Source organism: Enterobacter cloacae complex sp. 372C4 (assembly GCF_050030615.1).
Lineage (GTDB): Bacteria > Pseudomonadota > Gammaproteobacteria > Enterobacterales > Enterobacteriaceae > Enterobacter > Enterobacter intestinihominis.
In genome coordinates this window covers 4,645,126-4,660,063 of record NZ_JBLGUQ010000001.1, presented here as the reverse complement: position 1 = coordinate 4,660,063, position 14,938 = coordinate 4,645,126, and the positions used below count along the sequence as shown (strand labels likewise).

Genomic DNA, 14,938 nt, shown 5'->3' with positions numbered 1-14,938 from the left:
AGAATCTGGAAGTGATGGTGGTGGGGGAAGGATTCGAACCTTCGAAGTCGATGACGGCAGATTTACAGTCTGCTCCCTTTGGCCGCTCGGGAACCCCACCAGGGGTAATTCATATTTTGAGGTAAAGCTGGAGATGGTGGTGGGGGAAGGATTCGAACCTTCGAAGTCGATGACGGCAGATTTACAGTCTGCTCCCTTTGGCCGCTCGGGAACCCCACCACGGGGTAATGCTTTTAACTGGCCTGCTTCCTGTTGGAAGCGGGGCGCATCATATCAAATGAGACGCCCCTGTAAAGCATTCCTTTAGGAAAATGAAGCTGTTTGCCTGCTTTTTATCCGTAAAGGCGTAAAGCTAATCAATTCATTTTCCGAAGGATTAAAGAATAATCGTTCTGTTGCCGTACACAAAGACGCGCTGAGCAAGTACCTGATAAAGCGCACGGCTCAGTACGTTCTTCTCAACGTCACGGCCAGCTCGCATCATATCTTCTGCCGTGTAGGTGTGATCCACGTGGATCACGTCCTGCATGATGATTGGGCCTTCGTCCAGATTATCATTCACGTAGTGCGCGGTTGCGCCAATGATCTTCACCCCACGCTCGTACGCCTGGTGGTACGGACGCGCGCCAATAAAGGCTGGCAGGAAGGAGTGGTGGATGTTGATAATTTTGTTCGGGAAGCGCGCCACGAAGGATGGCGTCAGCACGCGCATGTATTTTGCCAGCACCACGTAGTCCGGGTTATGTGCTTCAATCGCAGCAGCCATCAGGTTGTCGTGCTCTTCGCGGGTATGACCTTCATGGCTGACCAGTTCAAACGGAATGTCGAAACGTTCAACCAGCGTACGCAGCGTCTCGTGGTTGCCAATGACGGCGGCAATTTCGACGTCCAGGCCACCGTAGTTGGCTTTCATCAGCAGATCGCCCAGGCAGTGCGCCTCTTTGGTGACCAGAATGACAATGCGGCGACGACCCGCCGGGTTTAACTCGCGCACCGAGCCTTCCGGCAGGGCGCTGTCCAGATCGGCAAGCAGGGTTGTGTCGTTGAAAATACCTTCCAGCTCGGTACGCATAAAGAAGCGACCGGTACGGTGGTCAACGAACTCGTTGTTCTGCACGATATTCAGTTCATGCTTGTAGCAAATGTTGGTAATTCGTGCGATCAGTCCTTTTTGATCGGGACAGATAGTGCGCAGAACTTTACGTTGTAATGATTGCATCGCCGGGAAATCCTGTTTATGTATTTGCGAAATCTGAGTTGTCAGGCATTACTGCCGCAACACTTTTTAAATTTTTTTCCTGAACCACAGGGGCAGGGATCGTTACGACCGAATTGCGGACGTGTGCCGTCAATATAATACCATTGCCCGCTGTCCTTTAAGAACCGTGAGCGTTCAATGATGGCGCCGGGTTTGTTTTGTTCGCTAAAGCGGGCGACAAAACTGACATAGCCCTCGTTGGCATCGCGGCCGGGAGCGGCATCAAAGACGGTAAGGCCCAGCCAGACGGTGTTGGCAAATCCGGCTTCAATCTCTTGCCGAAAATCGGCAGCATCACAGGACGGATGCCAGGTTTTAATCAGGTAGTCTGCGTTTTTGATCACAAAAGCAGTATACCGCGAGCGCATAAGGTGTGACGGGTCTGGTGCAACCTGCTCGCCAGAAAGATATCGCTGGCAACATAGGCTATACTCCAGAGCGCTACCACAGGGGCAGAGTTGAGACACGATTCTCTTCCTGGAACAAAAAATAAGGCGTTAAACGCTTAAGGTAGCAATATGTTAACTGAGCAGGTGCGTTGACGCTATGTCGGGAATCCAGGGGAAGTAAAACAGGGCTAATGAGAAAGGTAAAAATTGGACTGGCGTTGGGCTCAGGTGCAGCCCGGGGTTGGTCACATATTGGCGTTATCAATACCTTAAACCAGATGGGGATTGACGTTGATATTGTCGCAGGATGTTCTATCGGGTCGCTGGTCGGATCCGCGTACGCCTGCGGTAAGCTCCCGCAGCTTGAAAGCTGGGTGCGCTCCTTTAGTTACTGGGATGTACTGCGCCTGATGGATCTCTCCTGGCAGCGTGGCGGCCTGCTGCGCGGCGAACGCGTATTCAATCAGTTTCGTAAGATAATGCCCCTCGCTGACTTCAGCCACTGCCAAATGCCTTTCGGCGCCGTTGCAACCAACCTCAGTACGGGCAGGGAGTTATGGCTCACCGAAGGGGATATTCATCTCGCCGTTCGCGCATCCTGTAGCATGCCTGGGTTAATGGCGCCTGTGCCTCATAATGGCTACTGGCTCGTTGATGGTGGCGTGGTGAATCCTGTCCCCATCTCTCTGACGCGCGCCATGGGGGCAGATATCGTCATTGCAGTGGATTTACAGCACGACGCTCACCTTATGCAGCAGGATTTGATGCCGGTTAATCTTCAGAGCGATGATGCGGAAGAAGAGAAACTTGCCTGGCATGCGCGTTTACGCGGCAGAATAGGGCGCCTGACTGCCCGTCGCACGGTGACCGCGCCGAACGCCATTGAAATCATGACGACCTCCATTCAAATTCTTGAGAATCGCCTGAAGCGAAACCGTATGGCTGGCGATCCTCCGGATATTCTTATTCAGCCCTATTGTCCACAAATCTCTACCCTTGATTTCCACCGGGCTGAGGCCGCCATAGCAGCGGGCTCGTTAGCCGTCGAAAAGAAAATAGATGAACTGTTGCCTTTTGTGCGTACAGCACGTTAAGCACTTTTTTGATTACTTCAGCAAAATCTGACAGGCGATAGTACCAATAGCATGCCACTATTGAGTAACTGTCAGCCAGGGGAGGAACCATGACACAGCCATTGGCCGGAAAACATATTTTGATAGTAGAAGACGAGCCCGTTTTCCGATCGCTACTGGATTCGTGGTTATCCTCACTGGGTGCAACCACGTCCCTTGCCGAAGATGGCGTCGAGGCACTGGAAAAAATGGCCAGCATGGCGCCTGATCTGATGATCTGCGATCTCGAGATGCCGCGCATGGACGGATTAATGCTGGTGGAAAACCTGCGTAACGAAGGTTATCAGACACCGATACTGGTGATCTCGGCGACCGAAAATATGGCGGATATTGCTAAGGCGTTGCGTTTGGGTGTGCAGGATATCCTGCTCAAACCGGTTAAAGATTTAAACAGACTGCGTGAAACGGTGTTGGCCTGCCTGTATCCCAATATGTTTAATTCCCGGGTGGAAGAAGAAGAACGTCTTTTCCAGGACTGGGATGCTTTAGTCAGTAATCCGCTCGCGGCCGCGAAGCTGCTTCAGGAACTTCAGCCGCCGGTGCAGCAAAATATCTCTCATTGCAGAGTAAATTATCGCCAGCTGGTAGCGGCTGACCAGCCTGGACTGGTGCTGGATATTGCGCCGCTATCAGATTCCGACCTCGCTTTTTATTGCCTGGATGTTACCCGAGCGGGTGATAACGGCGTTCTGGCGGCCTTATTACTCCGTGCGCTGTTTAATGGATTGCTACAGGAACAATTATCCCATCAGGGGCAACGACTTCCTGAGTTAGGCAGTTTACTAAAACAGGTCAACCAACTTTTTCGCCAGGCCAATTTGCCGGGGCAGTTCCCGCTTCTGGTTGGCTATTATCACAGCGGGTTGAATAACCTTATTCTGGTCTCTGCTGGATTAAATGCCACGCTGAATACCGGCGAACACCATATACAGGTGAGTAACGGTGTGCCGTTGGGAACGTTGGGTAATACTTACCTTAATCAAATTAGCCATCGCTGCACCTCCTGGCAGTGCCAAATTTGGGGTGCCGGTGGGCGGTTACGCTTAATGTTGTCCACGGAGTAAGCAGTCAGGTTTTATTTTTCAGATTGCTTTACCTGTGTTTTTGCTGGCAGTGCTACTATCGCTGCAAGTTTCATGCGTATTTGTCTTAATTGATCGGCAACGCGTTCTTTTCAGACCCGTATTAGTGGCTGAGACTGTATACTCAACGCGTTATTCAATGCATAAAAGTTCAAAACTTGAACAGTTCAGGAGAATTTCAATGGCTGCCCTAAATTCGAAAGTCAGAAAGGCCGTTATCCCGGTGGCGGGATTGGGTACCAGGATGTTGCCAGCGACGAAGGCAATCCCAAAAGAGATGCTGCCTCTGGTTGATAAGCCATTAATCCAGTATGTCGTGAATGAGTGTATTGCGGCAGGTATCACCGAAATTGTACTGGTGACGCATTCATCTAAAAACTCTATCGAAAACCATTTCGATACCAGTTTCGAACTCGAAGCAATGCTGGAAAAACGCGTAAAGCGCCAGCTGCTGGAGGAAGTGCAGTCTATTTGCCCTCCACACGTTACCATTATGCAGGTTCGTCAGGGCCTGGCGAAGGGCCTGGGGCACGCAGTATTGTGTGCACATCCGGTAGTGGGTGATGAGCCGGTCGCGGTTATTCTGCCCGACGTGATCCTTGATGAGTATGAGTCCGATCTTTCCCAGGAAAACCTGGCGGAAATGATTAAACGCTTCGACGAAACCGGCAGCAGCCAGATTATGGTTGAGCCAGTCGACGATGTGACTGCTTACGGTGTGGTTGACTGCAAAGGTGTTGCCCTGCAACCTGGTGAAAGCGTACCAATGGTTGGCGTTGTTGAAAAACCTAAAGCGGACGTCGCGCCGTCTAACCTTGCTGTCGTTGGCCGTTACGTACTGAGTGCTGAAATCTGGGCGCTGCTGGCCAAAACGCCTCCGGGTGCGGGCGATGAAATCCAGCTGACGGATGCTATCGATATGCTGATAGAGAAAGAGACCGTGGAAGCCTACCATATGAAAGGTAAGAGCCATGACTGCGGTAATAAGCTCGGTTATATGCAGGCATTCGTCGAATATGGCATTCGCCATAACAGCCTGGGTGAAGAATTTAAAGCCTGGCTCAAAGGTAGCGTGGGTATTAAGTAATAAACTCACGGACCAGTGAACAAGACCGGTGTGGCGATGCCCACCGGTTTTTTTATGCCTGTCGATCCGTAATTGGCTGGAGATTGTCAAGGACGTTAAATAGTGAGCCAGGCAATATGACAGAATGTAAGGAGATGTTTGGGGAATATTATGGGCATAAAAAATCCCGCATTAAGCGGGATTTTTCAGAATCTTTCCAGATTAATCCTTGATCAGGAAGTCATCCAGTTGTTTACCTTGTTCGTCCATAGCTTTCTTGATTACAGCAGGAGTACGACCCTGGCCGGTCCAGGTTTTCTCTTCGCCGTTCTCGTCGATGTAGCTATATTTAGCAGGACGTGCTGCGCGTTTTGCTTTGGTACCGGTTTTAGCCGCAGCCATGCTGTTCAGCAATTCGTTTGGATCGATACCATCGGCAATCAGCATTTCGCGATACTGTTGCAGTTTACGTGTACGTTCTTCGATTTCAGCCGCTGCTGCGCTTTCTTCTTCACGACGTTCGTTAACGACAACTTCTAATTTTTCGAGCATCTCTTCAAGCGTTTCAAGGGTACATTCTCTTGCCTGCGCACGAAGAGTACGGATGTTGTTCAGAATTTTAAGTGCTTCGCTCATTGTAGTAATCTCAAACTTATAATGGGGGTGGGTTTGTTGTCCTAATAATAGAGCGTTAATTTCACTTGTGCAATAGGTTGGAATGTAAGGAATTCAAAAAATACAAAATTAATGACGCTATTATTAATTACGCTAACTTAAATTTCATTGTTTGCTGGGGCGATGAGATATCGTTTCAAACGGCAAAAGCGCGTCATTTGCATGTTTGTTTTGTGACTTTTACCTCAGGAATTATAGTTGCGGTTGATAAATATCAGCCTTTCGTATTACTCCGGCTAAGCGCAGCGAACAGAAGAATAGTTAATAAATAGTGAATTTTAAAGATTGCAGAAGCCACTATAAAAAGAAGTGTTATCTCCGGTGTCGAGCTCGCCTTATTGTCCGTGCTAAAAGCCTTTACTGTCTGTTTTAACGCATTATTTTGCGCTATCAACGAAGAGTTTATTGGTGCAGAACAGCCTGGAGCACGCAGCCCGCCGCTGATGACAATACAAAATATGGTACAATGATCCATCGGGAATATTACACATTGATTAGGGTTCTTCGGCCAATGGCACAACTTTATTTCTACTATTCGGCAATGAATGCAGGGAAATCGACGGCGTTACTGCAATCCTCATACAATTATCAGGAGCGGGGGATGCGTACCGTTGTTTATACCGCCGAAATCGACGATCGCTTTGGGGCAGGGAAGGTAAGCTCAAGAATAGGGCTCTCGTCGCCTGCAAGGCTGTTTAACCCTGAAACGGACCTGCTTGAGGACATTCGTGCCCAGCATGCCTCTAAGCCTGTCCATTGCGTGCTGGTAGATGAAAGCCAGTTCCTGACCCGCGAGCAGGTCCATGCGCTTTCAGAGGTCGTTGATGAGCTGGATATTCCCGTTCTTTGCTATGGATTACGCACTGACTTTCGCGGTGAGTTATTTGCCGGTAGCCAGTATCTGCTCGCCTGGTCGGATAAGCTGGTTGAGCTGAAAACTATCTGCTTTTGTGGCCGCAAGGCAAGTATGGTTCTTCGCCTGGACCAGTCGGGCAAGCCTTATGCTGATGGCGAGCAGGTGGTGATAGGGGGCAATGAACGTTATGTCTCGGTCTGCCGCAAGCATTATAAAGAGGCGCTGGCTGTAGGCTCGCTGATGGCGTTACAGGGCGACAATCGCAAATAAAAAAAATGTCTTACGGATCCTCAGATATAAAAAAACCCGCCAGCGGCGGGTTTTTTTTCACACTGTCAATCAAGCATTTTTCTTCGCTTTCTTGTCAGCCTTTACAACTGCGGGGATGTCAACTTTTACGGCAGCGACATCGCTTTCAGTGAAGTTACGACCGTAATAGGTATCCAGCAGGATCTGTTTCAGTTCGGAAATCAGTGGGTAGCGCGGGTTAGCACCAGTACACTGGTCATCGAATGCATCTTCAGACAGCTTATCTACGTGAGCGAGGAAGTCAGCTTCCTGAACGCCTGCTTCGCGGATAGATTTAGGAATACCCAGTTCAGCCTTCAGGCTTTCCAGCCATGCCAGCAGTTTCTCGATCTTCGCTGCAGTACGGTCGCCCGGTGCGCTCAGACCCAGGTGGTCTGCGATTTCAGCGTAGCGACGACGAGCTTGCGGACGGTCGTACTGGCTGAATGCAGTCTGCTTGGTTGGGTTGTCGTTGGCGTTATAGCGGATAACGTTGCTGATCAACAGGGCGTTCGCCAGACCGTGAGGAATGTGGAACTGTGAACCCAGCTTGTGCGCCATGGAGTGACAGACACCCAGGAAGGCGTTAGCAAATGCAATGCCCGCGATGGTTGCCGCACTGTGTACACGTTCACGAGCTACAGGGTTTTTCGAACCTTCGTTGTAAGAAGCTGGCAGGTTTTCTTTCAGCAGTTTCAGTGCCTGTAAAGCCTGACCGTCAGAGAACTCAGAAGCCAGTACGGAAACGTAAGCTTCCAGGGCGTGAGTTACCGCATCCAGACCACCGAACGCACACAGTGATTTCGGCATTTCCATGACCAGGTTGGCGTCAACGATAGCCATATCTGGAGTCAGTGCGTAGTCAGCCAGCGGATATTTCTGACCCGTTGCGTCATCAGTCACAACAGCAAATGGCGTCACTTCTGAACCGGTACCGGAAGTAGTGGTGACGGCGATCATTTTCGCTTTCACGCCCATTTTCGGGAACTTGTAGATACGTTTACGGATATCCATAAAGCGCAGCGCCAGTTCTTCGAAGTGGGTTTCCGGATGCTCGTACATGACCCACATAATTTTCGCGGCGTCCATTGGGGAACCGCCACCCAGTGCGATGATCACATCAGGTTTGAAGGAGTTAGCCAGTTCAGCGCCTTTACGTACAACGCTCAGGGTTGGGTCAGCTTCAACTTCAAAGAAGACTTCAGTTTCGACGCCAGAAGCTTTCAGAACAGAGGTGATCTGGTCTGCATAGCCATTGTTGAACAGGAAACGGTCAGTCACGATGAGCGCACGTTTGTGGCCATCAGTAATCACTTCGTCCAGCGCGATTGGCAGAGAGCCGCGGCGGAAGTAGATAGATTTCGGAAGTTTGTGCCACAACATGTTTTCAGCTCGCTTAGCAACGGTTTTCTTGTTGATCAGGTGTTTTGGACCAACGTTTTCAGAGATGGAGTTACCACCCCAGGAACCACAACCCAGAGTCAGGGAAGGTGCGAGTTTGAAGTTATACAGGTCACCGATACCACCCTGAGAAGCAGGGGTGTTGATCAGAATACGTGCCGTCTTCATCTTCTGACCGAAGTAAGCAACACGCTCTGGCTGGTTATCCTGGTCGGTGTACAGGCAAGAGGTGTGGCCGATACCGCCCATCGCCACCAGCTTCTCTGCTTTTTCTACCGCGTCATCGAAATCTTTCGCACGGTACATTGCCAGTGTCGGGGACAGTTTTTCGTGAGCAAACGGCTCACTTTCATCAACGACTTTCACTTCACCAATCAGAATCTTGGTGGTAGCAGGGACGCTAAAGCCGGCGAGTTCAGCGATTTTATACGCTGGCTGACCTACGATAGCTGCGTTCAGTGCACCATTTTTCAGAATCACGTCCTGAACGGCTTTCAGTTCTTTACCTTGCAACAGGTAGCCGCCGTGGCTGGCGAAACGTTCACGAACGGCGTCGTATACCGAATCAACCACGACAACAGACTGTTCAGATGCACAGATAACGCCGTTATCGAAGGTTTTCGACATCAGCACAGAGGCAACTGCACGCTTGATATCTGCCGTTTCGTCGATCACAACAGGAGTATTACCTGCGCCTACGCCGATGGCTGGTTTACCGGAGCTGTATGCTGCTTTAACCATACCAGGACCGCCGGTCGCCAGGATTAGGTTAATGTCCGGGTGATGCATCAGGGCATTGGACAGTTCAACAGAAGGTTGGTCGATCCAACCGATCAGATCTTTTGGCGCACCCGCAGCAATGGCAGCCTGAAGCACGATATCCGCTGCTTTGTTGGTGGCGTCTTTCGCACGTGGATGCGGGGAGAAAATGATTGCGTTACGTGTTTTCAGACTGATAAGAGATTTGAAGATGGCGGTAGAGGTTGGGTTAGTGGTTGGAACGATACCGCAAATAATGCCGATGGGTTCAGCGATAGTGATGGTGCCAAAAGTGTCGTCTTCTGACAGCACACCGCAGGTTTTCTCATCTTTATAGGCGTTGTAGATATACTCTGAAGCAAAGTGGTTTTTGATCACTTTATCTTCAACGATACCCATACCGGATTCGGCAACGGCCATTTTAGCGAGAGGGATTCGAGCATCTGCAGCAGCCAGAGCGGCCGCGCGGAAGATTTTATCAACCTGTTCTTGGGTGAAATTGGCATATTCACGCTGGGCTTTTTTCACGCGCTCGACGAGGGCGTTCAGTTCAGCGATATTGGTAACAGCCATAATGCTCTCCTGATAATGTTTAAACTCTTTTAGTAAACCAGCGCTCGATACGTCTGACAGTATAGTCAGAGCCGATCCCACTTGCGTAACACACAGTAAAACAAAGGATTACTCACTGCTTCCGCTCACTAACTTACTAAAAGAGCCTTACCTTAGCATCATACCTTTTTGATAGGTGATCTCCCTGGCGGCGTAACCAAGATTACTCACTTCTGAGTACGAAAATTATGATCAAGATCAATTTTGTCCTAAGCTGATACCTTTCAGCAGGGTTATTTTGTGCTAATTATTCCAGTGTTAAATAATTAAGTAACTATTGGAAGTGGCGCTATCATTGATTATACAAATGTTTAACATCATGAATTGATAACGTTTTAGAACAGATTTCTGGTGAAGTGTGCGGCTAAAAAGCGTATCTTCAGCGCGGATTTATCATTACACGCTGTCTCTCCCTGACCATGCTCAATTGCGGAGCTTAATGTGATTCAAACGCTCTTTGATTTCCCTACATATTTCAAGTTTTTTATTGGCTTGTTTGCCCTGGTCAACCCGGTAGGGATTATCCCTGTCTTCATCAGTATGACCAGTTATCAGACAGCTGCCGCGCGAAATAAAACCAACCTGACGGCAAACCTGTCGGTGGCGATTATCTTGCTTACGTCTCTTTATCTGGGGGACGCCATTCTTCAGGTCTTCGGCATCTCGATTGATTCGTTCCGAATAGCAGGCGGGATCCTGGTGGTGACGATTGCCATGTCGATGATCAGCGGCAAGCTGGGGGAGGATAAACAGAACAAGCAGGAAAAATCAGAGACAGCTATCCGCGAGAGCATCGGCGTGGTGCCACTGGCACTGCCGCTGATGGCGGGCCCGGGGGCAATCAGTTCTACCATTGTATGGGGAACACGCTATCACAGCCTGATGCACCTGATTGGCTTCTCTGTCGCCATTGCCCTGTTCGCACTTTGCTGCTGGGGCGTATTTCGTATTGCACCATGGCTGGTTCGCTTGCTGGGACAAACGGGCATCAACGTGATTACCCGTATCATGGGTCTGTTGTTAATGGCGTTAGGCATCGAATTTATCGTTACCGGTATAAAAAGTATATTCCCCGGATTAGTACACTGACTTTCGTTTGAAAGAGCGGAGCCAGCGGCTCCGTTTTTTTACGTGAATATCAGCAAATCATATAAATAAAGTTGAAATACGCACTAGCCATAATAAGTTCTACTAATAACCCTCTTTTGTTGATTTTCAAGAGGTTGTTTATTTTCAGTTTGCTTCTCTGCCCATAAATCCTTCAAACGCTCTGTTATTTTACTCACATGATACTCTGGGGCTTGCTGACAGATAACCGAAATGATATTAGTAATTTCGACGCTGACCCAGACGAATGTGCTAAATAATAACCAGATGTTAAATTTTCGTGAAAAATCGTTCGAATTTGTCATGTCATCGCACCAGTCACGAGAGAACTCTACAACTGAATGTATTGTAAGGGTTTTACTTGTTTTTGGCGTGAAAGGTGGTCGGCGGCATAGCTACGCCTGACTCCGTAAAAGAGAAATGCTTAACAAATTTGCAAAATGTATTGGCGAGAGTTGGCACCATTTGGTACTTTCCGGCCTTATATTTTGCGGCATTAAACAAGTTGATGAGAACTATTTTCATATAGACCTCACTTAAGCTTTCCAGCACACCTCACTGACAGGGGAGAGGTGTAAAGAATCGACGCAAGATCGCCGTACGAGCGGTCAGTAATAATGAAGTCGATGATAGCAAGAAGTAAAAAAAGAACCTGACAGCAGCAAAAAAAACTCCTGCGCTGTACAGGCCCCAACAGGGGATTACACAACTGGCGAAGGCCAGTCATAATAATGAGTGGAGTATCAACACAATGTCCATCATCACAAAAAAAAGTCTGGTAGCGGCGGGGATTTTAACTGCGCTAATCGCGGGCAACGCTGCAATGGCTGCGGACGTTCCTGCTGGTGTTCAGCTGGCTGAGAAGCAAACGCTGGTACGTAATAACGGTGCGGAAGTGCAGTCTCTTGATCCGCACAAAATTGAAGGTGTTCCAGAGTCTAACGTTAACCGCGATCTGTTTGAAGGTCTGCTGGTGACTGACGTAGACGGCCACCCGGCTCCGGGCGTGGCGGAAAAATGGGACAACAAAGATTTTAAAGTCTGGACCTTCCATCTGCGTAAAGATGCCAAATGGTCTGACGGTACGCCGGTTACCGCCGAAGATTTCGTCTATAGCTGGCAGCGTCTGGCGGATCCGAATACCGCCTCCCCGTACGCGAGTTACCTCCAGTATGGCCATATCGCCAATATTGATGACATCATCACGGGTAAAAAGCCAGTAACCGACCTGGGCGTAAAAGCCATCGATGCCAACACTTTTGAAGTGACGTTGAGCGAACCTGTTCCGTACTTCTATAAGTTGCTGGTTCACCCGTCCGTTTCTCCGGTACCAAAATCCGCGGTAGAAAAATTTGGTGAAAAATGGACGCAGCCTGCGAATATCGTGACCAACGGTGCATATAAGCTGAAGGACTGGGTCGTTAACGAGCGTATGGTGCTGGAGCGCAACCCGCAGTATTGGGATAATGCCAAGACGGTTATCAATCAGGTCACCTACCTGCCAATCTCTTCTGAGGTAACGGACGTAAACCGCTACCGCAGCGGCGAAATCGACATGACCTATAACAACATGCCGATTGAACTGTTCCAGAAGCTGAAAAAAGAGATCCCGAAAGAAGTTCACGTCGATCCGTATCTGTGCACCTACTATTATGAAATTAACAACCAGAAAGCACCGTTCACCGACGTACGTGTTCGTACCGCACTGAAGCTGGCTCTGGATCGCGACATTATCGTGAATAAAGTGAAGAATCAGGGCGACCTGCCGGCTTACAGCTACACCCCGCCTTACACCGACGGTATGAAGCTTGTTGAACCTGAATGGTTCAAATGGTCCCAGGAAAAACGTAACGAAGAAGCGAAAAAGCTGCTGGCTGAAGCGGGCTATACCGCCGACAAGCCGCTGACGTTTAGTCTGCTGTACAACACCTCCGATCTGCATAAAAAACTGGCTATTGCCGTCGCGTCAATCTGGAAGAAAAATCTCGGCGTGAACGTGAAGCTGGAAAATCAGGAATGGAAAACCTTCCTCGATACGCGCCATCAGGGAACCTTTGACGTGGCACGTGCAGGATGGTGTGCGGACTATAACGAACCGACCTCATTCCTGAACACCATGCTCAGCGACAGTTCGAACAATACCGCACACTATAAGAGCCCGGCGTTTGATAAGCTGATTGGCGATACCCTGAAAGTGGCAGATGACGCCCAGCGCGCCGATCTGTACGCGAAATCAGAACAACAGCTCGATAAAGACTCTGCGATCGTTCCGGTTTACTACTACGTTAACGCCCGCCTGGTGAAACCATGGGTAGGGGGTTATACCGGTAAAGACCCGTTGGATAATATTTCCGTTAAGAATCTTTATATTATCAAGCATTAATGGCAATACGTGGGGCGAGCGAGCTTGCCCCACTGTGTCTATTTTGTAACATTCATCAGGCACACGCCAGAAGGTACGGGCAATGTTGAAATTTATCCTGCGTCGCTGTCTTGAAGCGATTCCAACGTTATTTATTCTAATTACAATTTCCTTCTTTATGATGCGTCTTGCGCCGGGCAGTCCTTTTACCGGTGAACGCACGCTTCCGCCAGAAGTTATGGCCAACATCGAAGCGAAATACCATTTAAACGATCCTATCACCACGCAGTACTTCAACTATCTGAAGCAACTTGCACACGGTGATTTTGGTCCGTCATTCAAATATAAAGACTATTCCGTTAACGACCTGGTGGCGTCCAGCTTCCCGGTATCGGCTAAATTAGGGGCTGCTGCATTTATCCTGGCCGTTGTTCTCGGTGTCACTGCGGGCGTTATCGCCGCACTAAAACAAAATACCCGATGGGATTACGCCGTAATGGGGGTCGCAATGACCGGGGTGGTTATCCCCAGCTTCGTTGTCGCGCCGTTGCTGGTCATGATATTCGCGATAACCCTTAAATGGCTGCCCGGGGGCGGCTGGAATGGCGGGGCGCTGAAGTTCATGATATTGCCGATGGTGGCATTATCTCTGGCCTACATTGCCAGTATCGCCCGTATTACGCGTGGTTCAATGATTGAAGTCCTGCACTCGAACTTTATCCGTACCGCCCGAGCGAAAGGGTTGCCGATGCGCCGGATTATTTTCCGTCACGCTCTCAAGCCTGCACTGTTACCGGTGCTCTCCTATATGGGTCCTGCATTCGTCGGCATTATTACGGGTTCAATGGTGATTGAAACCATTTATGGCCTGCCGGGCATCGGGCAGTTGTTTGTTAACGGGGCGCTTAACCGAGACTATTCGCTGGTGCTGAGCCTGACGATCCTCGTGGGCGCGCTGACCATTCTCTTTAATGCCGTTGTCGATGTGCTGTATGCCGTTATCGATCCGAAAATCCGTTACTAACTGGAGCACGCCATGATGTTGAGTAAGAAAAACAGCGAGGCGCTGGAAAACTTCAGTGAAAAGCTGGAGGTCGAAGGTCGTAGCCTTTGGCAAGACGCCCGCCGTCGTTTTATGCATAACCGTGCCGCCGTTGCCAGCCTGGTCGTGCTGGTGCTTATCGCGCTGTTCGTAACCCTGGCACCAATGCTCTCTCAGTTCACCTATTTCGATACGGACTGGGGCATGATGTCCAGCGCGCCGGATATGGAATCCGGGCACTATTTCGGTACCGACTCCTCCGGGCGTGATTTGCTGGTGCGTGTGGCGATTGGCGGCCGTATCTCCCTGATGGTTGGCATCGCAGCGGCGCTGGTGGCGGTAATTGTCGGCACACTTTACGGTTCGCTTTCCGGTTACCTCGGCGGGAAAGTGGACTCCGTGATGATGCGTATGCTTGAAATCCTGAACTCCTTCCCGTTCATGTTCTTCGTCATTCTGCTGGTGACCTTCTTTGGTCAAAATATCCTGCTGATCTTCGTGGCGATCGGGATGGTGTCCTGGCTGGATATGGCGCGTATTGTGCGCGGCCAGACGCTGAGCCTTAAACGTAAGGAGTTTATCGAAGCCGCACAGGTTGGTGGCGTTTCTACCGCCAATATTGTGGTGCGTCATATCGTTCCTAACGTGCTGGGCGTGGTGGTGGTATACGCCTCCCTGCTGGTGCCAAGTATGATCTTGTTTGAATCTTTCCTGAGCTTCCTGGGATTAGGTACGCAAGAGCCGTTGAGTAGCTGGGGCGCTCTGTTAAGTGACGGCGCAAACTCCATGGAAGTGTCACCGTGGTTACTGCTGTATCCGGCGGGCTTCCTGGTCGTCACCCTGTTCTGTTTCAACTTTATCGGCGATGGCCTGCGTGATGCCCTCGACCCGAAAGACCGTTAAGGAGC

12 protein-coding genes and 2 tRNA genes are annotated in these 14,938 nt (G+C 49.8%); 8 read left to right on the top strand and 6 right to left on the bottom strand.

Translation table 11 applies throughout. The annotated features are described in order from the left end of the window. Positions 1–15 precede the first annotated feature (15 nt). The 4 genes from ACQG11_RS22640 to ACQG11_RS22625 form a co-directional block, all read right to left on the bottom strand. A tRNA-Tyr gene (locus ACQG11_RS22640) sits at positions 16–100 on the bottom strand. Between the two features lie 34 nt (positions 101–134). Next, a tRNA-Tyr gene (locus ACQG11_RS22635) sits at positions 135–219 on the bottom strand. Between the two features lie 157 nt (positions 220–376). After that, positions 377–1,219, bottom strand: coding sequence for a formyltetrahydrofolate deformylase (gene purU / locus ACQG11_RS22630; RefSeq protein WP_003856715.1), 843 nt, complete (start codon positions 1,217–1,219; stop codon positions 377–379). A 41-nt stretch (positions 1,220–1,260) separates the two neighbouring features. Continuing rightward, positions 1,261–1,725 carry a YchJ family protein gene (locus ACQG11_RS22625; RefSeq protein ID WP_022648358.1) on the bottom strand — a complete coding sequence of 155 codons (465 nt, stop codon included), beginning with the start codon at positions 1,723–1,725 and terminating at the stop codon, positions 1,261–1,263. Between the two features lie 113 nt (positions 1,726–1,838). Here ACQG11_RS22625 and rssA point away from each other — a divergent pair, with 113 nt between their 5' ends. The 3 genes from rssA (at position 1,839) to galU (ending at position 4,949) form a co-directional block, all read left to right on the top strand. Continuing rightward, on the top strand, positions 1,839–2,741 hold the full coding sequence (gene rssA, locus ACQG11_RS22620; protein WP_022648357.1) for a patatin-like phospholipase RssA: 903 nt from the start codon (positions 1,839–1,841) through the stop codon (positions 2,739–2,741). An 89-nt stretch (positions 2,742–2,830) separates the two neighbouring features. Next, positions 2,831–3,844, top strand: coding sequence for a two-component system response regulator RssB (gene rssB, locus ACQG11_RS22615; protein WP_003856721.1), 1,014 nt, complete (start codon positions 2,831–2,833; stop codon positions 3,842–3,844). 199 nt (positions 3,845–4,043) lie between these two features. Then, positions 4,044–4,949, top strand: a complete 906-nt coding sequence (gene galU, locus ACQG11_RS22610) for a UTP--glucose-1-phosphate uridylyltransferase GalU (protein ID WP_022648355.1) — start codon at positions 4,044–4,046, stop codon at positions 4,947–4,949. A gap of 201 nt (positions 4,950–5,150) precedes the next feature. Here the strand turns inward: galU and hns are convergent, their stop codons facing one another. After that, complete coding sequence (hns, locus tag ACQG11_RS22605; protein ID WP_003856724.1) at positions 5,151–5,564, bottom strand: histone-like nucleoid-structuring protein H-NS; 414 nt, start codon at positions 5,562–5,564, stop codon at positions 5,151–5,153. A gap of 550 nt (positions 5,565–6,114) precedes the next feature. Between hns and tdk the strand changes: the two genes are divergently transcribed. Next, positions 6,115–6,729 (top strand): thymidine kinase, encoded by a 615-nt coding sequence (tdk, locus tag ACQG11_RS22600; protein ID WP_426728855.1) that lies wholly within the window; start codon positions 6,115–6,117, stop codon positions 6,727–6,729. Positions 6,730–6,798: 69 nt separating this feature from the next. On the opposite strand, the gene adhE is transcribed toward tdk, so the two are convergent. Further along, on the bottom strand, positions 6,799–9,480 hold the full coding sequence (gene adhE / locus ACQG11_RS22595) for a bifunctional acetaldehyde-CoA/alcohol dehydrogenase (RefSeq protein ID WP_032624107.1): 2,682 nt from the start codon (positions 9,478–9,480) through the stop codon (positions 6,799–6,801). A 480-nt stretch (positions 9,481–9,960) separates the two neighbouring features. Here adhE and ACQG11_RS22590 point away from each other — a divergent pair, with 480 nt between their 5' ends. From ACQG11_RS22590 to oppC, 4 genes are all read left to right on the top strand, one after another. After that, complete coding sequence (locus tag ACQG11_RS22590) at positions 9,961–10,608, top strand: YchE family NAAT transporter (protein ID WP_063149411.1); 648 nt, start codon at positions 9,961–9,963, stop codon at positions 10,606–10,608. A 769-nt stretch (positions 10,609–11,377) separates the two neighbouring features. Then, a complete protein-coding gene (gene oppA / locus ACQG11_RS22585; protein ID WP_023300277.1) occupies positions 11,378–13,009 on the top strand; it encodes an oligopeptide ABC transporter substrate-binding protein OppA in 1,632 nt (543 codons plus the stop codon). 82 nt (positions 13,010–13,091) lie between these two features. After that, positions 13,092–14,012: an oligopeptide ABC transporter permease OppB gene (oppB, locus tag ACQG11_RS22580; RefSeq protein WP_003856738.1), complete on the top strand. Its 921-nt coding sequence runs from the start codon at positions 13,092–13,094 to the stop codon at positions 14,010–14,012. A 12-nt stretch (positions 14,013–14,024) separates the two neighbouring features. After that, complete coding sequence (gene oppC / locus ACQG11_RS22575; RefSeq protein ID WP_015570372.1) at positions 14,025–14,933, top strand: oligopeptide ABC transporter permease OppC; 909 nt, start codon at positions 14,025–14,027, stop codon at positions 14,931–14,933. Positions 14,934–14,938 lie beyond the last annotated feature (5 nt).